Raw genomic sequence first — 24,858 nt, 5'->3', positions numbered from 1 at the left:
AACAGTTCTCCTAGCGTCCAGTCACTTTAAAACCTCTCCTAGTAGCAACATGCTCCTACTAAGGTCTAACCAATTTACTCCGGAGTCCCCTGCGTCACCCCATGAATATAAGTCAGCGTCGGGCTATCCACCGCTCCTTGCCCAGGATTATAGGTGAAGAAGTACTCGACGGTATCCCCCTGTTGCAGGTTATTTACAGGATAGGTATAGTTACCGTTCCCTGTCGGGGTCATGGCTACGTTCTGCTGCCCGCCGTTATTGATCTTATAATGTAAGTCGGCAAAGGTTGCACCATTCACATAGAAGGTCAGGTTATTGCCTGTTTTCTTCAGGCCTTTCACCGCATCACCAACGATGATTGTACCGGATGATGATGAAGGCACAACGGTTATGGTGGAGGTAGCTATTTTATTGCCATCCGCTGTTGTAGCTGTCACGGTTGTCGTGCCTGGAGCGAGGCCGGTCACGGTACCGTTTTGGCTCACAGAAGCGACGCTGTTGCCTGACACGCTCCAAGTAACCTGTTTATTGGTTGCATTGGACGGAGCTACATTGGCGTTCAGCTGTACAGTCTTTCCGACCTCTACCTGTGCGGTGGTCTGATTCAGCGTTACACCGGTAACAGGTACGTTGCTACCCGGATTCTCGCTGTTTCCTTCTTTATACACACGAACATAATCGACCTGCATCGTTGCAGGGATATCAGACGGATCTGGGGTATTTAAATTATCAAAGTATCCACCGATCGCCAGATTCATAATGAGATAGAATGGCTTATCGAATGGGGCGTTTGGATTGTTCGGCGCGGCCGTGGAATACCATTGATCTCTGCTGACTTTGAAGAAGAAATTGCCGTCTACATACCACTTCATGTTATCTTCTTCCCAGACCATGGAGTACACATGATAGTCATTGGCGAAGGTCTGACCCTCAGGGAAGTGATATTCGCCGGCAATATATCTGTTAACCGGCCATTGTCCGCCAAAGTGTATGGCGCCGCTGGTTGTGCCTGGCAAGCGTCCTTTGGCTTCCATAATATCGATTTCACCGGATGCAGCCCATGCACCATATGCGGAATCTTCCGGAAGCATCCAGAGTGCTGGCCAGACGCCATTCCCTGTAGGCAGCTTGGCACGAATATCTACTCTGCCGTACTGGAAGGACAGATGATCCTTGGTGTTGATTTTACCAGAGGAGTACTGTGCGAACCGGTTAGGGTCCTGTGGAAAGGATTTGGAGTCGTGTAAGACTTTGATGTTCAGCTTTCCATCTTCTACAAAAATATTTTGTGGACTGTCTGTGTAGTGCTGCAGCTCCGCATTTCCCCAACCCCAGCTATGAGGATCGTTGCTGATGTAATAACCTTGTTCATAATTCCATTTGCTCATATCGAGCGATGTTCCGTTGAATTCATCCTGCCAAATGAGATTCATGCCCGCGATCGTCGGATCGGTTGGTGTTCCGATAGCAATATCATCATGATCGGATACATCCGGACGCGGGGCATTTGGATTGCCAATAAAGGTATAGTAGACGAAATTATTGCCGACACTGCCGCCCGCCTGGCCATTCAATGGATAACCGATACGGATCTGCATATCCTCCTGGATAGGTTGGAACCACAGACCGTAGATATAGTCAGCCCAGTATCCCCACTGATTGGCATCGGACATGTGGTTGTAGCCATTCGCGGCGTATACAAATCCGCTCTGACTGGAGTCACTCATAGCCACCCATTGTCCGTTGATGTTAATCTGGTAGACGTATTTTCCAAGCTCGGTGCCAATTGGCGCACCCCCATCAATCTTGGGAAGCGGTACACCTATGGTGCCGTTCACATCCGCTGTATAGGTAGTTCCATCATAGGGAGTGAGCACATACGAATTTCTTACGGGTTCATTAAAAGTGATCGTATAAACGACGTTAGCCGAGGAAGTTCTCGACTCTAATCTGACGTTCATAGACTCCGTTACGGTAAACCAGTAGCCACCGCCGCCTTCAGTGAATTGTCCGAAGTTGTTATCATAGATCCAGCCGCTGGCCGCATTATTTTCAATATCAATCCATGTACTGCTGTTTACAGGTTTTACGAACACCCTCAAATCATCAGCCACAGCTTGATAGGTTATGGATGGATCATTGTTGAAGGTAGGATAAGTAAAGCCTGCACTGCCTGTGAAACCTGCTGTAATCTGCGGCCCTTGTGTAGGTGCCATGGCAGTGATGGTTGTTTTGTTTATGTTTTGAAAAACAAGGTTGTAATCAAGGGTAACCCCAGTTGCCTTGGAGAACAACTGAATCTCAGTTGTTGCGGAGAGAGTGAACCAATAGCCGTTCAAGCCCCCATCGCTCCAGTGCCCCCAGTTCTGGTTATAGGTATAGCCGCCGGCGCTATCAATATCAACCCAGTTGCCAGCTACTTTCACATTTACGCCTACGTCATCTGAAACAGTATTCCAGGTCGCAGAGCCTCCATTGAATATAGGCATGACAAAACCGAAGCTAGCTTGCCCAACCCCTGATTGGGAGATGACAGGTCCGTCTGCTGCTGAAAAGTAATCCATAGAGGTAACGGTCGTTCCTGCTGCCTGAACCTTCGAAGTTGGCAATAGGCCAACACCGGCCAGCAGCACTACTACTAAGAACAAACTCAATATCTTATGCGTCCACCTGTGTTCCGTTTTGTAAATTCGTGTCATACGTATCCTCCTGTAATAAAATATTAGAATTCGAAACCGCTTTCATCCTGTGACATCTTTATTCTATCGAATGTAATAATGGGCTTAAAGGTACAATAATTTTTGTTATAACCCATTTTTTTGGCTTTTGATGATATTTGCTCGTTCAAGCAGGATACCGCCCGATTTATAGAGCTGTGTCCTGGTATTCTCCTTCGCTATCATATTTTCTACGCATCAGTTGCCGGTATTCTGTGGGTTGCATGTCCATGACTTCCCGAAAAGCCCGTGTAAAGCTCTTGTAGCTTTCATACCCGACCATGGTGGCTATCTCGACGATTTTATGATCGGTTTCGGCCAGTAGCCTCCGGGCTTTATCGAGGCGCACATCGCGCAGGTATTCGGCAAAGCCTTTACCGATATTCTTCTTGAACAGGTTTGAAAAATAGGCATAATTAAGCGACACGTGGTTGGACACCATCGCGAGGTCCAGCGGTTTATGATAGCTTTCGTGTATAAAACGTATGGCTTCATTCAAATCCTGCGTGTTGCGATAGCTGCATTTGTACTCATAATAGAACTGGTTCAGACGAAGCAGTTGTTGTTGCATGGCCTGAATATAATCACGAATGCCTGGGTAATCAAATAGATTACGCAAGCATTCGATGTCCAGCGTTTCTTCCCCCATATACGGGCGGATCACTCGCACATATTCCTCCAGCATCTGTACAATGGCGCGGGATAACTGCTGTGTGTACCGGATGTGATAGCGTTGCAGCGTATCTTTGTGAAACACCTTGGAAATGCCTTGGGTGATTGTACCGCTGTTCTTGGTGCCGATTAGCTGGAAAAGGGCATACAGCTCCTCATAAGGAAGCTCCCATTGCTGATCTAGCCGATCAATATGTGTTGGCAGAATGCAGTTCCGATCTGGAAAAAGGTAACTGTGGTGATATAGCTCTAAAGCTTGTGTATAGCTGTTAGGCAGCTCTTTTAACCCTTGCTGCGGGCCGGTCATGGCAGTGATGGCATCCTTCTGCTCCGCCTTGAGGGCAGCAGGAAAGACTCCCGGATCTACGGCTGCATCCACCGCAAGGATCAGGTACGGACGGTGTTGCAGGCATACACATCCCTCTCTGCCATATACACGGTAAGCAATGGATTCTATGCTGTGGCTACTGTCAGCCCCCGGTTGATTAATCCATAGCTCCTCTCTCAGCAGACACAGGCGGTAATTCTGCCACAGCTCTGGATTCTGCCCCTGGGTCTGGAGCACCCATCCCTCATCGCTTACCGCGCCCTGCATGTACATACTTAGCTCTTTGCGATCTGTTTCTTGGGCACGGCGGGAGATATGCTCCATGTTGCGCGAGAGCGCCTGCCTTGTTCTGATCTCATGCTCTACATGCTCCACTGCGGTCTGCAGATCTTCGCGTTTCACAGGCTTGAGCAGGTAGCCCTTGGCCCCAAGCCCGATGGCCCTTTGAGCATAGGCAAAATCGCTATAGCCGCTAATAATTAGGAAATCGACCTCGATGTGCTCCTCTTTGGTCTGCGCCATTAGCGTCAGTCCATCCATATCAGGCATTCGGATATCAGTAATCACCAGCTGGATGACGTGCTGACGCAATATTTCCAGTGCCTCAATCCCGTTTACGGCACAGTAAATGTTTTCAAGCTGCAGAGGAAATTGGCGCAGCATGGCCTGTAGCCCATCGCGAATGTGTTTTTGATCGTCCACAATCAGAATATTGATCATGCTCTACCATCCTCCAAGATTCACATTTTCCCATGGCAATCGTATGGTTACACAGGTATAGTCGCCCTGCACGCTGTCAATCCAAAGGCCACAGCCCTGGCCGTAATGAAGCTGTAAACGCTTATGCACATTCTCCAGGCCCAGTCCGTTTTTGCTGGTAACGATTGGTTTATCTGATTCCCCCCGTAATACAGCCTGTAAGCTGGCTAGCATCTCAGGGTCAACACCTGCACCGTCATCTCGTATTTTGATTAGCAGCAGGCTGTTATTTTCTACAGATACGGTAATTTGGATGTCTACACTGCCGCCCGAAGGCGCCGCGTGATGAACGGCATTTTCGACGATGGGCTGCATGCACATTTTAGGAATCGTATAGCGCAGCACCTCCTGAGGAAGATCCGCCGTCAAGACAATATTGCCGCCTTCCATAAAGTTTATGAAGCGGACATAGCTGTGTATGTTGGACAGTTCTTCGCTAAGGGCAACTGTATCGCTGCGCCACTGCATGCTGTATCGTAGTTGCGAGCCTAATGACACCAACGCGTCGGCGATTGCTGGTTGCCGCTGAACCTCTGCCAGCATACGGATTGATTCCAGCGCGTTATACAAAAAGTGAGAGTTGATCTGTGAATGCAGCGAGTGCAGCTGTGCGTTTTTGGCAATTAGCTGCTTATCTACCACCTGCGTCATCAGCTGTTTGATCTCGTCTAACATGCTATTGTAGCTGACGGCTACCTCGTCGATTTCATCGCCAGGTTCATTTTCACCGAGACCAGTATTAATTTTTGCATCCAGTTGGCCTTGTCGCACCTTACGCATGGAAATCAACACCCTGTCTAACCGGCGGAAAATGCGCCGGGTGGTATGCGAAACGAGCAGCAGCAACAACAGCAGCACACATAATGTGATCGCTACTACGAGTAGATACCAGTTTCGCGGACCCTTCATCAGGTCTTGATGGGAGGCGATATCCACCACATAGGCGTTGAGTGGAGCGATGTAGCGATAGAGTGCGTAGTAAGTATGATCCCCTACACTGACCTTAATAGGGCTATTCTGCTGCAGTACATCCAGCCGCTGATGGATGCTGCCAAGAATCTCGTTTAGCTCGTTCCCAGCCGTTAGGGGAAACACATGCCGGGGATTATATACATTTCGAGCAGGATTACTTCCGTCCATCACCACAGAGAAGAAATCTCCACCGTTCTCCTCGAACAGGTCGCTGAAAAACACGCTATGCGGGGTGCGAACTTCCATAATGGTGGGGAGTTTCTGCTGTTGCCCCTGAAGGCGTACCAGCCGGTAATAGGACAGCGTATGTTCGCCATTTTTAAAAGCAAATAAGCGGTGTGCCGCGCCACCTTCTTCCCGAAGTGTCACCCAATAATTCTGCGGCCAGAACTTGTCATAATGATAGATTTCGGGCCAAATCTCAAACAGGTTTGGATTATCGACATAAAAGCTGAGCTCACTGATCATCTCATGGCTTTGAATAATATTATGCATTTGCTCAAATTGGTTTTGTCTGAATTTCACCAGACGAAGGCCATCCCCGCGCATATTGGAGTGAATAAAATCTACAAAGGCCTTTTGATTCAGTGCAGTGGAGGAAGCGCTCTCAATAATGCCCAGTCTACTGCGCAGCTGTTCGTTAAGCCGCGAGACATGACTGCTGCCGGTGGCCATTGCATCCTTGTATAACTGGTTTTCCTGTGTGCGGATAAATAAAAGGGATACCAAAATCCCAGGGATGACAATCATCATGCTAAAGGCTAAAAATAATTTCTTAGATATGCGCGAATTGCGGTAAAGCCTCTTCACTTTAGTCAGCAGATACGTCATTCAAATAGCCTCCCTACTCTTGTAATATACCATATATTACAAACCGTCCGGTAGGTAAATAGGCTGTTGTGCCAAATGATTAGAACCCCAGAAGAAGGGAATACCGGCCACCATCTCGGTGACCGGTAGTGATCTTAATACAAGCATGTTACTCTGCCATTTTGGCCTTTCGTGCATCCAGTTCCGTCTGACGGTGTTCCATCACCTTGTCAAAGCCATAACTGCTTCGGCGGTCAAGGAAATTATCGAAAACTTTATCAAACTCAGCCTCATTCTTGGCCGTAATCAGCTCAGGCATCACTTCCTCCCAATTCTGAGCAATACGGGCCCAGGACACCGCTACATCAGAATCGCCTTGTGGATCCAGACCTTTGTAGATGCCGCTATCAATATCAGCCCGCTCATTGGCGAAGTCTTCCATTTGCTTAAGAACAGGGGCTTTCGCCGGTCTCCACTGATTAATGATTACAGGGTTACGCATCATCCAATAAGTATCCAGAATGCCATACTGCTTCTCCATTTTCTCAATATCGTTTTCCTGCAAATCAACCATTTCAGGCTTCAACTGCGGCTTGTCACCGACCATCTCCCATGTTTCGCCTTCTTTACCCAGGAATAAATCGCGCTGGCCTTCTTCGCTGGCCAGATAGGTCAAGAAGCGGATGGCCCGCTCAGGGTTTTTAGTAGATTTGCTAATCATCGTCACCATCCAGCCGTCCATGTTGCCGGGGAATAGCTTTGGAGCGTCACCCTTGCTGTTCTTAGGGCCATCGACAGCGATGTAGTAGGAGTCCGGATTGGCGCTTGCAGCCAGCATTGGATTGACCGCTGCCATTCCGTTCCACTCGCGGACCATCATGAAGTAACGGGCGTTATTCGTTTTTTCCTCTACCTGAGTATCGGAATCCACCAGGAAATCTACATTAATTAGCCCGCGCTCGTAAGCTGTGCGGAAGGTTTTCAACCAAGCGATATAATCAGGGTCGGTCACGCGGTCGTATACTTTCCCGTCCTGCTCATGCGGCACAGCTAACAGGTTCTGCAGAAATTCAGTCATCCCGTAAGGGACATTCCCTTGTGCGAAGAAGGGGCTGATAGGCTGGCCTTTATACTCCGGATATTTATCCTTTAACAATTGCAGCGCGTTCAAAAAGCCCTCCGGGGTACTCAGGTCCGGGCTGCCCATCTCCTCATATAGATCCTTCCGAACCAGGAAGGTCTGGTTGGCGGCTGTCATGCCGGTCTCATGCATCAGAGTGGGGCTGTAGGAATCATTCGGCACGCCATAAGTGTTGCCATTTTCTTGCCGGTACCACTTCAGTGATCCTTCACCAGCTACCTTAAAGAAGTAGGGATCATACTGATCAGCCAATTCATTCAGGGCATACACATGATCGCCCTCCCACAGCTTTTTGACAGCGTTTTCCCAAGAACCCATAGAGATTAAGTCTGGGAGCTTGCCGGAGGTCATCATTAAGGTAACATGCTCATTGGCTTCGCCGGAGGGGACTTCCAGCTTGATGTTGACGCCTGTCTTTTCCGTAACATATTTGGAGGCTAAGCTATCGCCCCAGGTTTGGCCGTACCAGTTAGCACCTACGAACCAGGTTAAATCTACGGGGCTGGTATCCAGCTTCCAGGCAGGCTCCTCGGGATTGAGCTTGACTTCGCTCGGCGGCTGCGTACTATCTGTGGGTTGCGGGGTCGGGCTACTTTCGCTCGATGAATTGCTACACGCGGCCATACCTAGCGCCAAGGATGTAGCCAGAACAAGGGTCAAGCCTGGCTTGAGAAGATTGCGTTTCATGACAGGATCATCCTTTCTTTTATCTGAATTTTTCATATAAGCTTCTATATAACTTGAACTAAAGAAAGAAACGAAAAGGAGAGAAGGCGTGGAGGGGAAGATTGGAACTGTAGGAGCGCTAGCGATCGCCTGAAAGCTTTCCAAAGGAAAGCTAGCATCGAAAGCATAGGCTGTCACCGGATTTCAACCTCGACATGAGGTTATTATAGAAGAAATCTGGAGACAACAGCGACCGAAAGTCCAAACTTCACCGTAGCGACGCCGATCCTTATGTTAGTATCTTAAGTTCAATATATATAGACGCATACACCTACCCTTTAATAGCTCCAATCATTACGCCTTTGACCAGATAACGTTGGATGAAAGGATAAACTACCAGAATAGGCAGTGTGGCCACCATCATGGATGCAAATTTGATAGAGTTGCCGGGCAGTCTAGCGCCGAATTGCGCCATCGCTTGCTGCTGCATGAAGGACATGGAGTTCTCTGCAATGATTTTGTACAGCATGGTCTGTAGCGGCAGTAGGTTCTGTGAGCGGATGTAAATGACACCCTGGTAATAATCGTTCCAATGATAGACGGCTGAAAATAGCGATATGGTCGCAATAACAGCCATGCTGTTGGGCAATACGATTCTGAATAGGACGCCATAGTCTGAAGCCCCGTCTACCTTCGCAGATTCCTCCAGGCTATCGGGAATGGTACGGAAGAAACTCATGAAAATGACCATATTAAAAAAAGTGTACATAGAAGGAATGATAAATACCCAGAAATTATCGTATAAGCCCAGCTTCGTCATGAGAATAAACGAGGGGATCAGCCCGCCTGAGAACAGCATCGTAATCAAGGCGATTTTCATATACGCCTTACGGCCAATCAAATTAGACTTGCTCAATCCGTAAGCGACAATGGCGGTGAACAGTACATGCGTCGCTGTCCCGACCACCGTGCGCAGAGTAGTGATGTAAAAACCATTCATCATCGTCTTATCATTGAACACAACACTATAGCTGGCCAGCGATAATTCTTTGGGAAACCAATTGACGGTACCCAGCGATGCCTGCTGTGGCGAGTTGAGCGAGTTAACGAATACAAACCACATCGGGTACAGTGTTAAAAAGCAAACCGCCAGCATCAGCAGGGTATTGCAGACCTCAAATAATCCAATATGCCGAAACCTTCTGCGTCTTTCCATACCTCTGTCCTCCCCCTTTTAAAAAATGCTATCGCCGGTAAGTTTTTTAGCTGTGGAATTAGCCAAAAATAGCAAACCTAGCGCTACAATAGAGCGGGCGAACAGGACGGCTGTTGAGAAGGAATGACGCCCGGATACCAACCCCATGTTGTAGATGTACAAGTCCAGGCTTTCCGCCATTCGCATGTTCATGTTGTTCTTCAACATAAAGATCTGCTCAAAGTTACTACCGAGGATCCCGCTGACAGCGAGGATGAACAGAATAGCGATGGTGGGGCGAATGCTCTGAATGGTAATATGCCACATCCGCTGCCACCGATTTGCGCCATCCAGCTCGGCCGCTTCGTACAGCCCCGGATCAATACCGGATATTGCTGCTATGTAGATAATGGCGCTCCAGCCTGTTTCTTTCAGCGTATCGGTGAAAAAGGTAATCCACCAAAAGTACTTAGGCTCGCTGTTAAACAGGATTTCGCGTTCCTGGACTCCGATCGCCATCATCAGCTGATTGATCACACCACCCTCGCCCAGCCAGTTGAGCGCAATCCCGCCAAAGATCGTCCAGGCAATAAAGTGCGGCAGGTACGAAATGGTTTGAACCGTACGCTTAAATCGAAGACTCCGTATTTCATTAAGCAGTAAGGCAAACAAGATAGGAATGGGAAAGCCCAAGATCAGCTTGATGCTGCTCATCCCCAAGGTATTACGGATCGAACGCCAGAAGCGCTCATCCGACAAAAAATCCTGAAAGTGCTTCAGACCGACAAACGGTGAATCAAATAAGGGCTTGGCGATACTGTAATCCATAAATGCAATAATGAGCCAAAACATGGGGATATAACAAAAGATAAACATCCAGATGATTCCTGGAATGACCATGCTTTGCAATTGCCACTGCTTAAGAAGCGCTTTCATTTGTCCCGTTCTGTATTGGAACATGTTCCGTCCCCCTTTCTATTTCATCGTATGAAAATGCGCATAGGAAAAAAAGCCCATGATTATGGACCCTATCCCATTTTTTTAGATTTGGTTGATCAGCCGCAAAATTTAAGTATGCTGTGATTAAATGAGGGGAGTGTGTGAAGGATGAACAAGCTAGTATGGGAGCAGAATTTCTTAAAGCAAAGTGCTGATTTGAAAGAGTGGAATATACGCATCGGGAATGACTTGCTTGATGACAACGGCAATCCCATAGATACGGGTTGGGGCAACGGCGAGCAGCAGTTTTATAGTGATCATTCCAGCAATCTGTATTTCGATGAATATGGTTTGAACCTGTGCGCGCGCAGTGAAAGCATAGAACTAGCGGGACGGCAGTTTGCATATACCTCGGCCCGTTTGGATACAAAGGACCATTTTTCTTTCTGCTACGGTAAGCTAGTCGTACGTGCAAAGCTGCCTGTAGGGCAGGGGATATGGCCTGCCATCTGGCTGCTGCCCCAAGACCAGGCTTACGGACCTTGGCCCGCCTCCGGTGAGATTGATATTCTGGAAGCGAAAGGTCGTCTGCCCCAGCAAATCTTCGGCACGCTGCACTACGGTAAGGACTGGGAACATAAAGTCATTGAGGAGTTCTCCTACCAATTAGAAGACGGAACGATTAATCAATTTCGTGATTATGCGCTGGAATGGGACGCTGACAAGATGCGATGGCTGGTAGACGGGCATTGCTATGCTGAGCATCGTCTGGAGCCAGGCGTAACGCCTTTTGACGAGCCTTTTTATCTGCTACTTAACCTTGCGGTGGGTGGGTGGTATGACAATGTAGCCGTGGATGAATCTTCGCTGCCGGCGGTTATGACCGTTTCGGGGATCTGGCTGTACCAATAAGCTAGACCTTGATGATTGATTAGATTGAAAAGGCCAGGGCATACCCATGTTGGGGATGCCCTGTTTTTGCATAATGTTGATATAGTGAGCGGTAGCGATCATCCTCTCGATTTTATGTTGAAAGAATGACCACCTAATATTTACAATTAAGCTACGGCTGAGCAACCTTTTGCATTAGCCAAAAAGGAATTAGAGATCGGGGGATTCACTGTGATCAATGTTCAATGGAGTGAGCAAGAGCCATCTTTCGCTGAGTGGCTAAATCAAGGAATGGATGGAATGGATATTACTTTCCGTGAAATAACAACTGGATTTGAAGCCGATATATTGTTACTGCAGAAGAAGGATGAACCTAAGTATGTGTTAAAGGTATGGAAACAACTTTTTAATTCACAAGCACATCAACAATATAAGTTCTTATTTAATGCACAGATTGCAGGATTACCTGTCCCAACGCCTGTTGGTTGGGGAACAACAGATGCGGGGACAGAAGTTCTAGCCACTGATTTTTCAGGCTATCCAGTCGATAAACCATCAAAGCGTCAAATCGAACAATTTGCAAGGGTTCTATATCAGATTCACCATACCCCAACCCATCATCTTGGATTGGATAGTGATACCGGGGGTGAAATCATTGATATAATTATAAATCAGTATTTTCCCGATATTGAACAGCATCAAGATATTATGATTATACTGGAAAGCCTGAGAGGAACCTATCCAGATCGAGAACGCAGGCTAATTCATGGTGATTTTAACTTAGGGAATATTCTTCTTAAAGATCATGAGATCACTATAATCGATTGGACTAATGTTCAAGTGGGAGATATCCGTTACGATGTAGCGTGGTCCGCTGTTCTGCTGTTAATATCTTTAGGAGAGAATGAATACAACTGGTTCAAGTCGGCCTATTTATCTCAGCAACCCTTTGAAGATATTGAACTGAATGTATTTGAAAGCATCGCTGCTTTAAGGTGGCTGCTGCTAAATAGGATCGTTTCATTTCCGAATGGAGAGGAAAAGAGCAAAGAGCTGCAATGTTTTTTGGAGAAACGACTTCCAATAAACTTTGAACTTCGTTAAAGGGCACCAGATCAGAAGATGCTTAATGGAGCTGATACTTGCTTCTAAGTCTGCTCAATCATTTGAAGTAAGCTTGACAATGCACTGGAGAAAACCGAATCCCGGCGATGCACAAACCATACCTGTAAATTACGATACCCTTCAGGCAAACGGTGGGAAGCGATGGCTCCCGCCTCTTCCGCCTTGGTAATCGACGATTGGGGTAGCAAAGACACGCCGAGTCCGGCGGCAACCCCATTTAGAATCACTTCCAACGTTCCAAACTCCATAATCTGATAAGAACTTATCCCGCTCTCACTTAGGAAGCGTTCAGCTTTTGCCCGGTGTGTACATCCAACGTCGAAGAATAACATCGGCTTCGTAAGTAGTTCATGTATGTCGCTTTTATCCGGTTGCGAGATCAGCACCAACTCCTCGTCGAAAGCCGCAATATAATCTATATCAGGCTGGTCAATTGGCCCATACACAAAGGCTCCATCTAGCTCATAATCAAGCACCTTTTGTAAGAGACCATGTGTTTCGCCAGTTACGAGTGATAGATTGACATCGGGATATCGTAAATGATAATCGGTCAGAAGAGGGGTCAGGTGAATAACCGCTGTCGCTTCGATAGAACCTAAGCGGAGAAGGCCCGCAGGATGTTCTGAGTATTGTGTGGATTTTACAGCTTCGTCCATCAGCGTAAGTATTTTATCCGTATACTCCAGCAAGTTCTTACCTGCCGCTGTTAGTGTCATCCCCCGATTAGATCGACGAAAGAGAGGGAGCTTCAGCTCAGCCTCAAGGTGCTGTATTCGGCTCGTCACATTGGACTGGACGTAGTTCAAGGCTTGCGCAGCCTTGGTTATGGTACCCTCGCGTGCAACGGCTTGAAATATTCTCAAATCTCCACTTTCCATTTCCACGCCACCTGCCTGGTATGATTCTTTATGATAGTCGCCTTCATTTTTGATCATTTTACTGGATTATATCCTCTATGTACAATTCACTATATACGATGAACTTAAGATCCGAACGTAAAGCTCGGTCGTCACTACGGTGAATGTTTGGACTTCCGGTCGCTGTTGTCTCCAGATTTCTTCGATTAAACCGCTTCTAGCGGTTGAAATCAGCAGACAAAGGCGAACGCTACGCTCCTACAGTTCCAATCATTCCCCTCCATTCCTCCTCACTTTCTGTTAATCTCTTCTGTTCATCTTATATATATTCATTAACAACGATTAAAGGAGTAATCAAAATGAAAGCAATTGTACATGCCGGACAAAGTGGCCTGAAGGGCTTGGAATATAAAGATATGACAGACAAACAGCCGGGGGCTGGAGAAGTGAAAGTAAGGATAAAGGCGGCAGGGCTGAACCATAGGGACTTGTTCATCATGGCCGGTCGGACAGAACAGGATGACCCTCTGATTATGGGTTCTGATGGCGCGGGCAAGATTGAAGCAGTAGGTGAAGGTGTATCCAACCATACAGTGGGTGCCGATGTCATCATTAACCCGTGTCTCGGATGGGAATCTGTCGACAATGTTCCGCACATTCCAGCCATTGTGGGTGGCCCTTCAGAAGGTACATTCGCCGAGTCGATCATCATTCCTGCACAGAATGCCATCAGCAAGCCTGCGTACCTGTCTTGGGAAGAAGCGGGTGTGCTACCCCTGTCTGCCTTGACCGCCTATCGGGCTCTGTTCACGAGGGGCCGCTTACAGCAAGGGGAGCACGTTCTTATTCCTGGCATCAGCGGTGGTGTTGCGACCTATGCCATGATGATGGCGTTAGCGGCGGGAGCACGTGTTAGTGTAACGTCACGCAGTGAGGCGAAAAGACAAGCTGCCCTCGCACATGGGGCTAATTATGCATTTGACAGTAATGGTGATTGGAAGGAAAGTATGAACGGGAAGAGCGTGGATCTCATCCTCGACAGCATCGGACCTGCGACGTTCCCGCATTATTTTGACATTATTAGACCCAATGGCCGTATTGTCACGTTTGGCGCAAGCTCGGGAGATCGAATAGAGATCCCCGTTCGGTCTATATTTTTCCCGCAAATCAGTATCATCGGTACCTCTATGGGAAGCAGCGAGGAGTTTGCTGATATGCTGCAATTTATGGAACGCCACTGTCTCCGTCCGATCATTGATCGGGTATATCCAATACAAGAAACAGTGGAGGCATTTCACAGAATGCAGCAGGGCGAGCAGTTCGGTAATATTGGAATAAGAATAGATTAAGCGGACACTCTTGCAGATTTGGAGATTGATTTTTGAAGCATACGTTAGTTAAATTGTAATTTCATAATAATACTCCAGTTATTTTGTAATCTTCAGTATCAAGAGATGCATTGTTGGAACATTGGAGTTCAATGGTTTTATTTTTAGTAGAAATATTGTATTTGATCACATAGGGCGTTTCAACGTAAAACAAAGTGAGCACCAAGGTATCTTCGCCACACCAATATGCGTGAGTAGCTACTTCTTGATCGTGGAGCGCCAAATCTTTCGTGAATAAGTCTTGTCCATGAAAAAGAGTGCCGAACTCAAACAAATAGCCCTTATTTACTTTGTTGTCGTACATCATTTGGAACTCTAGCTGATTGTTTTGGAAAGAGAAACGGACTTCCTCTATACATTGAGGATTTTTGTGGATAGTATATCGGGCATCCTTGAAAACTAACTCTTTGTCTATTAAATCTTTAGATACTGGGATGGGGTAGGCTATGTTAGAAAGGTATTTTTGTAATGCAAGTACATCTTTTAAATTAGAAGAAGTCGCATAATTAATTTGCCCAAGGATATATTCATATATAAGATCCAAAAGTGATTGTAGATGCTTCATACTAGGTAGGCATGAGGTTGCTGCGATCACTATCCTCTCCTTAGGAGCTACAAAGCAAAGCTGTCCGTATCTACCATTACCCATGAAACAATCGTTACGACATAGAAATAATTGATAACCGTAACCTTTTGAAAAATCAATTCTATCCTCGTCTCGCATCGTATCAGCATTTTTTGATGTGGCAAGGTTAATGTATTTCTCCGATACAATTCGTTTATTATTGAACATACCTTTCTCTAACAGCATTTGGCCAAATCTTGCAATGCCTTCGGTTGAAATACTTAACCCCATACCCCCCGCTGTAATCCCCTTTGGACAAGTCTCCCACGACGGTCTGGGAATCTCTAGAGGTTCGAACAATCGAGGCATCAAGAAATCGACTAAATTATGACCGGTCACTTTTTCAACAATAGCAGATAGCATGTAAGTAGAGTGCGTACTATATCGATAGTAACTTCCTGGCACATGATGTACCTCTTGGGAGAGGAATGATGCTATCCAGTCAGTATGCTTTACCACTTCGCCATAAATATTATCTTGGTGACCAGCAGTCATTGATAAGAGATGATGTATTGTCATCTGTGACAAATTAGGCGATATATGATCAGGAAGTTTGTCTGGGAAGAACGAGATCACCTTCTCGTGTAAGTCGAAGTATCCTTCATCCCAAGCTATTCCCACCGCAATAGATGTAAAGCTTTTACTAAGAGAGAATAATAATTGTGGTGTATCCTTTCGATAAGGCTTCCGATAGAATTGAGAAATAGCCTGCCCGTCTTTCATTAAAATAAAACTATTTATATCTAAATTAGACTCTTGGACTTTTTTAAAGAACGATAATAAATGTTTTGAAGTTAAACCGTGGTTTTCTGGAAGATCTTGAATAGTGGCTTTAATCAATATCGTGCCCCCTTAAGATTAGTTGTTATATTCACTATAGATTTATAATCCATATTAATCCAATTATATAATACATAGCATCACTGACAGCAGATGTCAGTGATGCTTTTTTATAATGGTGATGATCATTGATCACCGACGGATGGTTGGTATCAATGGATGAATTGTAAAATAAGGAGAGCTTGAGAATGAATCATACGGTATACCTCTATGTATTTGACACAATGGCAGACTGGGAAATAGGTTACTTAACGGCGGAATTGAATTCGGGAAGATATTATAAGAAAGGGCTGTCTCCATCAAAAATAGTTACCGTGGGTAATGAAAAAACGCCAGTAACAACCATGGGCGGATTGAAAATACTGCCTGACATCAAGTTAGATGAGTGCAGTATTGAGGGCACAGATATCTTGATTTTACCGGGGGGAGAGACATGGACAGAAGCCATTCATGAACCAATCTTAGACATTGCCAAGAAGTGTTTGCAGGGAGATATTTTAGTTGCTGCGATTTGTGGGGCTACGATGGGCCTTGCCCAGGCAGGGCTACTGAATTCACGTGGGCATACAAGTAACGATCTGGATTTTCTTAAAATGATCTGCCCCACTTATACGGGCGAAGAGAATTACCAAATGGAGTCTGCTGTAACGGATGGAAACCTGATCACTGCATCTGGAACGGCCCCGTTGGAGTTTTCTGTTCATGTCTTGAAAGCTCTGGATGTGTTTTCTTCAAAAACATTAGCAGCCTGGTACAGTCTTAATAAGACTCATGAAGCTAAGTATTTCTATGAGTTGATGGAGTCATTAATAGAGTGAAAAAGTCGATTCATGTAGTTTTATTACCATTTTCAGAAGCTCACTGATATAATTAATATATTAGAAATTAAATTATGTGGTGAATTCATGAAAGAATTGTACAGTGCGGTGAATCGAAAAACATATTATATTGTAATGTTGATGATCATCGTCCTTATGGTTGCTGGATTAATACTTTCTACAACCGAGCTCGATAGGATTACTTTTGGGTACATTTTGCATGTTTTTTGTGTAATCTTTGTATCTGTTTCTTTGTTGATCTACCCTAAGCATGAAACGCATCTTCTCAGAAAGATCATCATTTTATTAGCATTTGCTTATTTCTATCTTCTTTTCTTTTTATATCCTCAGACTTGGTCCACCTATATTTTTATTTGCCTCATTCCTGCTCTTTCTATTCTATTTTATGATTTAAAGTTGTTTTATTTTTCTTTTATTGTAAATGGAATATTGATAGCCCTTACTTTTAGTTATATCTTCTTGATTGATATTAATAGAGGTAATTTATATGCATATTTACATCAAGATAGTATAGGTAATCTTATTAATATAATAGCTACTCAAGCCTTATTATTTCTTATTTTTTATCTTTCTTTTAGAAGAATGAGAAGTCAGCAACTTTATTATGAACAATTACAGCAATCTGAACGGTTAAAGATGGTCGCACATTTAACAGCTGCTGTGGCACATGAAATCAGAAATCCGGTAACAGTGGTTAGAGGTTTTTTGCAGTTTTACAAAGAAGATGCTTCATTTAGTGATCCTATCAAAAACAAGTTCAAATTAATGATAGATGAATTGAACACAGTAGAACAAATTATCTCGCAATTTCTCACACTGTCCAAACCGAATGGAGACCAAACAACAGAGAAAGTCGACGTGAAGGAAGTTCTGGAGAGTGTGTCAGGTCTGCTCAATTCGTATGCAATGCTATCTGATAATGAGATTCATATAAATGTAGAGGAAGATTGCATTATTTCCATAAATAAAATTGAGTTTAAGCAGTTGCTCATTAATTTAATAAAAAATGCTTTAGAAGCTTCGGATGTTGGTAAATCCGTATCGATTACAGCAAAGAGAAATAATAATTTTGTCGAGATAAAAATCATCGATGAAGGCAGTGGAATGTCAGAAGCTGAGGTGAAGTTGTTAGGCACTCCTTTTTATTCAATTAAGAGTAATGGAACAGGTTTAGGATTAATGATCTGTTTTAATATCGTAGCCAAATATGATGGAGAGATTCTTTATAAAAGCTCTAAAGGGAATGGAACAACAGTTAATATTCGCTTTTTAGCTAAGAATGACCAGTAATATTAGACTTTCGCACAATGAAAAAGGGGATTACCTCAGGCCTTGCGGCTCGATCGGTAACCCCCTTTTTGCAGATAAGTATAAATCTATTGCCTTGCGACAAGGGTTATTTCAGAGGGATTTTGATTTCCAGCTGCTTGTTGTAGTTTTTAACTACCTCTCCCTTAGCATCCAATTTATATACCCCGGAGTTGCCGTTTTCGAACACTGCTTCATAAGGTCTGATGGTCAGGTACTGTGCGTCCGGGCGAATTTTCTCGAACAATAGATCTTCAGAGGTAGTATCCTTGGTAATTTTGGTCGATTCCCTCGCAATAAATTCTACTTTATTCCCCAGATTATCATAAATATCGTACGCCATAGCCTGTGCTTGCTCCGGTACTCCTGTAACCGTCAATCCAATGCGCACAGAAGCTTCTCCCAAAGCGACTACATTTGTTTGGATTTTAAATTGTTTGTTTGCCTTTGGAGCAGGCGCTTGAATGTTACGCACCAGTCCTCCTTGTTTGAGCGAAAACTTCAATGTATACGGGTCTTGGACTCCGTTCAGCTTCAAATTAACACTCAATTCAGAGGAAGCCAGGCTTGCCTTTTGTTTCTCATCTAACCATCCTGTTTGCAATACAACAACCGCCTTGTTGGCATCACCGTCACTGATCCAGCGTGGTGACTTTAACGGGGTCCCTTCAGACTTAGATATTGTTGCGTCAACCCCAATGAGTGTTCCTTCTGCCAGAAAAGGCTCGCCTTTAGCATTTAAGGTTATTCCTGCGAGGTTTCCTGAATATAAGGTTCCCTCACGGCTCAAATTGATCTTGATGTAGTTACCGTCGAACTGTGCAACGCCTGTTAAAGTAAGCTTATCGTGTGAATCGGAGGCTTTCGCTGTATTAAGCACCGTGTTAGCGGCTGGTTGAACAGCGGCTGCATGGGTTGCGGCCGGTATCCCCAGTCCTCCGAGACCTACGGTAGCAGCAAATAGAAATGCAGATAATTTCATTGTTTTTGTTCTCATAATGTTCATCTCCTAAGTTTATTATTGGACTGGCACGCTTAACTCCAGACCTTCGATATAATGCTTCACTGTGTTGCCGGAACTGTCTATTTTGAATGCTCCAGTCTTACTGTTCGGGTCCTCGAACTCATTAAGATAGGCACGAATGGTGAGTCTATTAGGGTACTTGTCGAACGGTTCAGTAAGCAAATCGACATGAAATGGCCCATTGGCAGACGGAAGGTTTTTTTGTGATATAAAATTCAGAACCTCTCCCTGATCATCTTTTACTTCGAAGGATATTCCATCCAGAGAAGATGGATCTCCATCTGGCCCATGCTCAAACATGAGCGATAACCGAGTTGTTAATGGACTGTATTCTAACTTTTGCAGCAGCATAGTCCACCCTTCTGCCTGTGCGCTTAGATCAGGTGTGGAAATTGTATTCGTTGTAACCTTCCGAGCAGGGATTTGAAGAATAAACGGTTCATCAATGTCTTGTAAGCCAATTGTTACAGTCAGTACAAATTGGTCCGGGAACGGTTTGGCGGAAAGACCCAAATTCGAAGAATCCACCAGTCGGAAAATAGCGGTATTGTCCTCCTTACCTCCCATCCAGGTTAGTACCGGCATAGCTTCCAAACGACCGTCTGAGTAATCCTCCAGGGGAGCCCCGTTGATCAATATTTCTGCCGAGATGATTATGCCTTTCTCTAGAAAAGGCTTCCCATCCGCCCCTACCGTCACTCCAGTTAACTTAACGTCCGGTCCTTCACCCTCACCCTTCACGGCAAATGCTAAACGGTTACCGTCAAATACCGCCTCTTCGGCAGACAAGGTGATTCCATCATGCGTATCACTGCTGTTCGGGCGGGAGATCAGACCCAAACGCTGGGCGGCTTGCAACCCCAGATCATCTGCCCGTTCAAAAATGCCGCCTACCCATGGAAGCTGCTTCAGCGCATTGGCCAATGCTGGCGGATAGATTGCCGTTAGCATAACACTGAGCAATATAGCAGCAGCCACAGCTGCGATTTTAGGATATACCTTTCTTTTCTTTTTCTTCTCCGGAGGATCTTGGACAATGGTGGCCAGAGATGCATAAATTGAATCCTGCCGCGACCGTAGTACAGGAGGAAGTTCCGGTGTATTAGCTCTCCCTAGCTCCCTAAGCTGCTTTTCTAAATTATTATTATTCATTTGCAAGTCCCTCCTCCCGCACAGGATGTATCTGTTGGGATAACAATCGCCGTGCGCGGTGAAGTCGTGCCTTGACCGCTCCTTCGGAGATATCAAGCACATCCGCAATCTGCTTAATGGATAAATCCTCATAGTAGAAAAGCACGATAGCAAGCCGCAGGGATTCGTCCAGCTCGTTAATGAAGCTTTGCAGGTCCACAGTCCCTGAATTTTCAAAATGGGCGTAGGAAACGACCGTTTCTTCGGGAATCTCCGCTACAACCACCGTTCGCTCGCGTATGCGAAGTAACTGATTGCATTCGTTAATCAGGATGCGTATGACCCAGGTTTTAAAAAACTTGGGCTGTTTAAGGTTGGCCAACCCTTTGTATACCTTCAATGTCGTTTCCTGAAGCGCGTCCGCGCAATCTTCATCTTTCATCAGAATGGTCTTAGCTAATCTGTACAACTGTGATTCCAGTTGCCTAAAAAGACGGATAAACGCCTCATGGTCGCCTCTCTGCGCCTTTTTGATATCCAGTTCGTTTTCCAGCAAATCATTCTTCCTCCTTGAGGGCCCTCTATATGATTAGATGGAGAAGTCATACAAAAAGTTATTTTCATGGAAAAAAATCTGAAAATTGTTCAGTATCCATCTGGAAAGCGGAACTATGGTCATGCGAGACTGTAACATTGCTGATTCAATAGTACTAAAGGTATTTACAATAATTACCGATAAATATTGTAAATACTCCAATTAGTATTGTAAAATCAATAGGTTGTCTTAATTGGGTTATAAACCCTATATTGGGGTTTGCAGAGATTGACGACGTTCAGTGAAATTCTTAGATTAGAAGGGGAGAAGATAATGTTATTACATGCAGTGCGCCGTAAAGTCAGTCTGATGATGGTGTTTGCCCTGCTGTTAAGCACGCTTATGCCATTCACAGCGTTTGGTGAGGCAACGCAGCTTAAAGACATCGCTGGTTCTTATGCGAAAAAGGAGATTCAATCATTAGTAGAAGCAGGAATAATTTCAGGATATGGAGATAACACCTTTCAGCCGAATAAGGCCATGACGCGCGCCGAATTGGCGAAAATTATCGTTTTATCTCTCGGTCTGAAAGAAAATGGAGATAAAGCGGCACCGTTCAAAGACGTTAACCGGAACAGTTGGTACCGGGGTTATATAGGGGCATTGGTAGATAGCGGGATCACAGAAGGAACATCTGCTACTACTTTTAGTCCTAACTCCAAGGTCACCCGTGAAGAGTTGGTCGTATTCTTCATTCGAGCTTTCCAATTAGAAGATACGGCGAAGAAACTCCCGGTTGATGCCAAGCTGTCCGATCTATCGAAGGTATCCGAATGGGCAAAAGCGCATGTATCTTTGGCCTTTAAGAATGGCTTCATCAACGGGATTCAAGGCAGTGACGGGACACTGAATTTCAAACCGAAAGACCAAGCTGAGCGGCAGGCTCTGGCTCGTCTAGCTTATGAATTCAAAACCAATAAGTCGGTATATGTTGAGAGATCGAAGGAGTTCCTTGCTGAAGAGGTTAACAAGGGTGAAGCCCCTGTGGCAACCCCAACTACAACCCCAGCTGCGACTTCGGTGATAACCGACCGCGGGAACTCTTCGTCAGTTCCAGCACCTGAATCGACACGGCCAGCACCGACGGCACCTGTACCATCGGCACCTGCACCGGCGACACCTGCACCAACAGAGCCACCAGCAACTCCTGCACCGACCCCTCCAACTTCTGCACCAACAAACGGGCTCCAAGTTGTGGTGAAAGGGGAGGGCACCGACTCCATTTATGCCGATGAGCCGACAGAAGTCATATTCCGTGTATCACTCAATGAGGAAGAAACGGTAACTGCGAGTGTGTATAAGGTAGATGGAAGCGGTAATGTGATTTCCAAAATCACATCGCTCTATGATGATGGTCTGGCAAATCATGGAGACAGTCTCAAAGCAGACGGGATCTACAGTGGAAAAGTTACACTGACTGAAAGTACGGAAGGTTACATAAATTTGCAGGCTTATACGGGGGATGCCCCAAGCAGTTCAGTTTATAAATTATCTGTAGTAAAGCATCTTACAGAAGAGCAGCTAGCACAAACGGAAATGATTCAAAACAATACGCAGGACAAACTTGATCAGTTAGTCGCTCAATACGGCGATTTGCAAAAAGCGAAGGAAGAAACCGTGGCATGGCTGCAAACGCAAGACGAAGTACAGTATGCAGGTATCTCCGGTAATGGCGGCAGTATATGGTACGCGCTGGACACAGGGATTCTTGGGGGGATTTCAGCAGCTCCAGATAATACGAAGGGGTTAAGCGGTACAGATGAAGATGCTACTTCCAGTGATGTATTCACAGCGAATACGCTAACGCAAAGTGTGGAGCAAACTGCTGCATCAATAGGCAGCAAGCGGGTTGCTGTAATTTCTCCATTCTCTACCAAGCTGACGTCTTCGACTGTTTATGACGCTGTGTATGATGAGTTTGTTCAGTCCAATTCGTTCCTTGTGGACAGAGTAAAAGATAGCGCAGCTGATGTTAACTTCTTTAAAGGACTAACTAACTATGGAGTCGTAGTTTTAGATACACACGGTGATACGTTCTATGATGATAATGTACTCCAGATGCTCCATAAAAAGTATGGCATTGATTTCAAATATGCTGGTCCGCAAGTCATGTTCTTGACAGGGGAAAAGGCAACGGCAGAGAGTAAAAAAGCATATGAGTTAGACTTGAGAAAAGGAAGACTGGCTATTATCTCCGGTTATTATGCTATAACACCTTCTTTTGTTACACGCTATAACGATATGCTGCCGAATACAATCGTATTTAATGGCAGCTGCCGGAGCATGTACAATCATTCCATGGCAGATGCGTTCATTAACAATGGTGCTGGCACTTATTATGGATACACAGATTATGTAAAGCTTGCGTATGATCAAGCGATTGTCCAATCGGTGTTCAAAGCTTTGATCGATGGGAACCAGACGACCGAAGAAGCATTCAAGGCAGCAGTGGATGCAAATGGCGCAAGCGATGGTTTGGCGGCTTTCGCGATGAAGGGAAGCAACATTGGTACCAAGACAGAAGGGCTTATCAACGGAACATTTGAGACCGGTAATTGGATCGGCTGGAATGGAAATGGGGATGTTCGGGTGATCTCCAAGCTGGGACCACTCAAACCGACAGAGGGCAACTACATGGCTATTATCAGCACCGGCCTTGGATATGAAAACAACGATTTTGGAGGCGTCGATTACAATTCGGATAGTTACATCGAGCAGAGTTTTAGGATTCCGGCTGGAGTAACGACGCTTTCTTTCGACTATAATTTCATTTCTGAGGAGCCAACGGAATTCGTTGGATCGGTATATAACGATACTTTTAAAGCAACGGTAACTTCCAGTGTATATATCAATGCATCTAATGTCGTTACTTCTCATCTGTATGGGGGGGATACTGTAACAACGAGTGTCTTCGGTAACGAGTCCGTCACCATTGGAACCGAATCAATTAATGAGTCCACGGCGTACTGGATTGATGAGAACAAAGTGGCGATTGATTTCTACGGTGGGGATGAAACGACATACATGACCAATTGGAAGCACGTGGAGTACGACGTTAGCCAATTTGCCGGCAAGGCTTCAATTGTCCTTCGCTTCCACGTTTGGGATCAAGGAGACAGTATTTATGACTCTGCCGTGCTGATTGATAATATTATATTAAAATAAAAAAAGTGGTTCGGATAAGGCACTTACCCGAAAGGGACTAAAGAAACGATTGGATCAGGGGTACCTAATCCAATCGTTTTTTATATATCAAAAGCATTATCTAAGATCAAGTATGTAATGGTATAATTTGGGTGTTACATAGAAACTTATATTTATGGACAATGACATGAAGCGGGAGTGTAATTATGAAAATTGAAAAAATTAAGAATAGAAATGTTATGTTTACAACTCGAACTACTTCAGGGTGGGATCTGAACGTTCAACTGATTTTGGGGGATAAGTACAACTATATTATTGATACAGGGCTTGGCTCTCTAACCGTTGCAGCGATTAAAGAATACATAGGGCATGACACCAAACCAATAATTGTTATAAATACACATTATCATTGGGATCATATTTGGGGAAATAGTTCACTTCACGATTGTATGATCATATCTCATAAGCTATGTAGAGAAATGATAGAGCAGAATTGGGAGACTACGTTTCAGAAGTATAACAAGTATCTGGAGGGTGAAGCGGAAATGCATCTGCCAAATCTGACGTTTGAACAAGAATTATATTTTCCTGAAGACCAAATAAGGCTCATATATACCCCTGGCCATACCGTGGATTCTATAAGTGTAATTGATGAAGTAGAAAAGGTAATCAATGTAGGTGATAATATCGGCGACTCCGTGGATGAAATTGTTCCAAGCCTCTATGGTGAAAAAGAAGATTATATCAGCACACTATTAAAGTATCGAGAGATGGATTTTGACACTTGTATATCCGGCCATAATATAGTTTTGGACAAGCCAGTCATTGATAGAATACTAAGCATCGTTTCTTGAGGAAGAGTTGCAAAAAGGAAGCCCCACGAAAATTCCCA

At 45.0% G+C, this 24,858-nt stretch carries 18 protein-coding genes; 7 read left to right on the top strand and 11 right to left on the bottom strand.

Going from position 1 to position 24,858, the window contains the following annotated elements:
- Nucleotides 1-74: 74 nt before the first annotated feature.
- From ACFRAM_RS15825 to ACFRAM_RS15800, 6 genes are all read right to left on the bottom strand, one after another.
- Nucleotides 75-2,699, bottom strand: a complete 2,625-nt coding sequence (locus tag ACFRAM_RS15825; RefSeq protein WP_379466647.1) for a family 16 glycosylhydrolase — start codon at nucleotides 2,697-2,699, stop codon at nucleotides 75-77.
- A gap of 166 nt (nucleotides 2,700-2,865) precedes the next feature.
- Nucleotides 2,866-4,437, bottom strand: a complete 1,572-nt coding sequence (locus ACFRAM_RS15820) for a response regulator (RefSeq protein WP_379466646.1) — start codon at nucleotides 4,435-4,437, stop codon at nucleotides 2,866-2,868.
- Nucleotides 4,438-4,440: 3 nt separating this feature from the next.
- Nucleotides 4,441-6,279, bottom strand: coding sequence for a sensor histidine kinase (locus ACFRAM_RS15815; RefSeq protein WP_379466645.1), 1,839 nt, complete (start codon nucleotides 6,277-6,279; stop codon nucleotides 4,441-4,443).
- Between the two features lie 148 nt (nucleotides 6,280-6,427).
- The gene (locus ACFRAM_RS15810) at nucleotides 6,428-8,086 is read right to left on the bottom strand and encodes an extracellular solute-binding protein (RefSeq protein WP_175373457.1); all 1,659 of its coding nucleotides are present in this window, start codon (nucleotides 8,084-8,086) and stop codon (nucleotides 6,428-6,430) included.
- Nucleotides 8,087-8,396: 310 nt separating this feature from the next.
- Nucleotides 8,397-9,281: a carbohydrate ABC transporter permease gene (locus ACFRAM_RS15805; RefSeq protein WP_175373456.1), complete on the bottom strand. Its 885-nt coding sequence runs from the start codon at nucleotides 9,279-9,281 to the stop codon at nucleotides 8,397-8,399.
- Nucleotides 9,282-9,299: 18 nt separating this feature from the next.
- Nucleotides 9,300-10,220 carry an ABC transporter permease gene (locus tag ACFRAM_RS15800; protein ID WP_066377994.1) on the bottom strand — a complete coding sequence of 307 codons (921 nt, stop codon included), beginning with the start codon at nucleotides 10,218-10,220 and terminating at the stop codon, nucleotides 9,300-9,302.
- 147 nt (nucleotides 10,221-10,367) lie between these two features.
- Here ACFRAM_RS15800 and ACFRAM_RS15795 point away from each other — a divergent pair, with 147 nt between their 5' ends.
- Complete coding sequence (locus ACFRAM_RS15795) at nucleotides 10,368-11,111, top strand: glycoside hydrolase family 16 protein (RefSeq protein WP_379466644.1); 744 nt, start codon at nucleotides 10,368-10,370, stop codon at nucleotides 11,109-11,111.
- 210 nt (nucleotides 11,112-11,321) lie between these two features.
- The gene (locus tag ACFRAM_RS15790) at nucleotides 11,322-12,194 is read left to right on the top strand and encodes a phosphotransferase family protein (RefSeq protein WP_379466643.1); all 873 of its coding nucleotides are present in this window, start codon (nucleotides 11,322-11,324) and stop codon (nucleotides 12,192-12,194) included.
- A gap of 44 nt (nucleotides 12,195-12,238) precedes the next feature.
- Here ACFRAM_RS15790 and ACFRAM_RS15785 read toward each other — a convergent pair whose 3' ends face one another.
- On the bottom strand, nucleotides 12,239-13,093 hold the full coding sequence (locus tag ACFRAM_RS15785; RefSeq protein WP_379466705.1) for a LysR family transcriptional regulator: 855 nt from the start codon (nucleotides 13,091-13,093) through the stop codon (nucleotides 12,239-12,241).
- A 338-nt stretch (nucleotides 13,094-13,431) separates the two neighbouring features.
- Here ACFRAM_RS15785 and ACFRAM_RS15780 point away from each other — a divergent pair, with 338 nt between their 5' ends.
- On the top strand, nucleotides 13,432-14,421 hold the full coding sequence (locus ACFRAM_RS15780) for a zinc-binding dehydrogenase (RefSeq protein ID WP_379466642.1): 990 nt from the start codon (nucleotides 13,432-13,434) through the stop codon (nucleotides 14,419-14,421).
- A 61-nt stretch (nucleotides 14,422-14,482) separates the two neighbouring features.
- On the opposite strand, the gene ACFRAM_RS15775 is transcribed toward ACFRAM_RS15780, so the two are convergent.
- Nucleotides 14,483-15,925: a serine hydrolase domain-containing protein gene (locus ACFRAM_RS15775; protein WP_379466641.1), complete on the bottom strand. Its 1,443-nt coding sequence runs from the start codon at nucleotides 15,923-15,925 to the stop codon at nucleotides 14,483-14,485.
- A 188-nt stretch (nucleotides 15,926-16,113) separates the two neighbouring features.
- On the opposite strand from ACFRAM_RS15775, the gene ACFRAM_RS15770 reads away from it, so the two are divergent.
- The gene (locus ACFRAM_RS15770) at nucleotides 16,114-16,743 is read left to right on the top strand and encodes a type 1 glutamine amidotransferase family protein (RefSeq protein ID WP_379466640.1); all 630 of its coding nucleotides are present in this window, start codon (nucleotides 16,114-16,116) and stop codon (nucleotides 16,741-16,743) included.
- Nucleotides 16,744-16,830: 87 nt separating this feature from the next.
- Nucleotides 16,831-18,054 carry an ATP-binding protein gene (locus ACFRAM_RS15765; protein WP_379466639.1) on the top strand — a complete coding sequence of 408 codons (1,224 nt, stop codon included), beginning with the start codon at nucleotides 16,831-16,833 and terminating at the stop codon, nucleotides 18,052-18,054.
- A 106-nt stretch (nucleotides 18,055-18,160) separates the two neighbouring features.
- On the opposite strand, the gene ACFRAM_RS15760 is transcribed toward ACFRAM_RS15765, so the two are convergent.
- Genes ACFRAM_RS15760 through ACFRAM_RS15750 form a run of 3 tightly spaced genes read right to left on the bottom strand, consistent with a single transcriptional unit; the run spans nucleotide 18,161 to nucleotide 20,783 of the window.
- Entirely contained in the window at nucleotides 18,161-19,069 is a 909-nt protein-coding gene (locus tag ACFRAM_RS15760; RefSeq protein WP_379466638.1) for a DUF5643 domain-containing protein, read from the bottom strand.
- A 21-nt stretch (nucleotides 19,070-19,090) separates the two neighbouring features.
- Nucleotides 19,091-20,248, bottom strand: coding sequence for a DUF4179 domain-containing protein (locus ACFRAM_RS15755; protein WP_379466637.1), 1,158 nt, complete (start codon nucleotides 20,246-20,248; stop codon nucleotides 19,091-19,093).
- Nucleotides 20,241-20,783 (bottom strand): sigma-70 family RNA polymerase sigma factor, encoded by a 543-nt coding sequence (locus ACFRAM_RS15750; RefSeq protein WP_379466636.1) that lies wholly within the window; start codon nucleotides 20,781-20,783, stop codon nucleotides 20,241-20,243. Before ACFRAM_RS15750 ends, ACFRAM_RS15755 begins: the two co-directional genes overlap by 8 nt.
- A 312-nt stretch (nucleotides 20,784-21,095) precedes the next feature.
- Here ACFRAM_RS15750 and ACFRAM_RS15745 point away from each other — a divergent pair, with 312 nt between their 5' ends.
- Both ACFRAM_RS15745 and ACFRAM_RS15740 read left to right on the top strand, forming a co-directional pair.
- Nucleotides 21,096-23,987 (top strand): S-layer homology domain-containing protein, encoded by a 2,892-nt coding sequence (locus ACFRAM_RS15745; protein ID WP_379466635.1) that lies wholly within the window; start codon nucleotides 21,096-21,098, stop codon nucleotides 23,985-23,987.
- A gap of 185 nt (nucleotides 23,988-24,172) precedes the next feature.
- The gene (locus ACFRAM_RS15740; RefSeq protein ID WP_379466634.1) at nucleotides 24,173-24,820 is read left to right on the top strand and encodes an MBL fold metallo-hydrolase; all 648 of its coding nucleotides are present in this window, start codon (nucleotides 24,173-24,175) and stop codon (nucleotides 24,818-24,820) included.
- Nucleotides 24,821-24,858: the final 38 nt, after the last annotated feature.

Source organism: Paenibacillus sp. NPDC056722 (genome assembly GCF_042790635.1).
Classification (GTDB): domain Bacteria; phylum Bacillota; class Bacilli; order Paenibacillales; family Paenibacillaceae; genus Paenibacillus_AQ; species Paenibacillus_AQ agri.
The sequence above is the reverse complement of the archived record's forward strand: the minus strand, read 5'-3'. Positions and strand labels throughout refer to the sequence as shown.

Coding starts and splice junctions, on each gene's coding strand:
- ACFRAM_RS15825 (WP_379466647.1), bottom strand. CDS start 2,699: ATGACACGAATTTACAAAACGGAACACAGGTGGACGCATAAGATATTG.
- ACFRAM_RS15820 (WP_379466646.1), bottom strand. CDS start 4,437: ATGATCAATATTCTGATTGTGGACGATCAAAAACACATTCGCGATGGG.
- ACFRAM_RS15815 (WP_379466645.1), bottom strand. CDS start 6,279: ATGACGTATCTGCTGACTAAAGTGAAGAGGCTTTACCGCAATTCGCGC.
- ACFRAM_RS15810 (WP_175373457.1), bottom strand. CDS start 8,086: ATGAAACGCAATCTTCTCAAGCCAGGCTTGACCCTTGTTCTGGCTACA.
- ACFRAM_RS15805 (WP_175373456.1), bottom strand. CDS start 9,281: ATGGAAAGACGCAGAAGGTTTCGGCATATTGGATTATTTGAGGTCTGC.
- ACFRAM_RS15800 (WP_066377994.1), bottom strand. CDS start 10,220: ATGTTCCAATACAGAACGGGACAAATGAAAGCGCTTCTTAAGCAGTGG.
- ACFRAM_RS15795 (WP_379466644.1), top strand. CDS start 10,368: ATGAACAAGCTAGTATGGGAGCAGAATTTCTTAAAGCAAAGTGCTGAT.
- ACFRAM_RS15785 (WP_379466705.1), bottom strand. CDS start 13,093: ATGGAAAGTGGAGATTTGAGAATATTTCAAGCCGTTGCACGCGAGGGT.
- ACFRAM_RS15780 (WP_379466642.1), top strand. CDS start 13,432: ATGAAAGCAATTGTACATGCCGGACAAAGTGGCCTGAAGGGCTTGGAA.
- ACFRAM_RS15770 (WP_379466640.1), top strand. CDS start 16,114: ATGAATCATACGGTATACCTCTATGTATTTGACACAATGGCAGACTGG.
- ACFRAM_RS15765 (WP_379466639.1), top strand. CDS start 16,831: ATGAAAGAATTGTACAGTGCGGTGAATCGAAAAACATATTATATTGTA.
- ACFRAM_RS15760 (WP_379466638.1), bottom strand. CDS start 19,069: ATGAGAACAAAAACAATGAAATTATCTGCATTTCTATTTGCTGCTACC.
- ACFRAM_RS15755 (WP_379466637.1), bottom strand. CDS start 20,248: ATGAATAATAATAATTTAGAAAAGCAGCTTAGGGAGCTAGGGAGAGCT.
- ACFRAM_RS15745 (WP_379466635.1), top strand. CDS start 21,096: ATGTTATTACATGCAGTGCGCCGTAAAGTCAGTCTGATGATGGTGTTT.
- ACFRAM_RS15740 (WP_379466634.1), top strand. CDS start 24,173: ATGAAAATTGAAAAAATTAAGAATAGAAATGTTATGTTTACAACTCGA.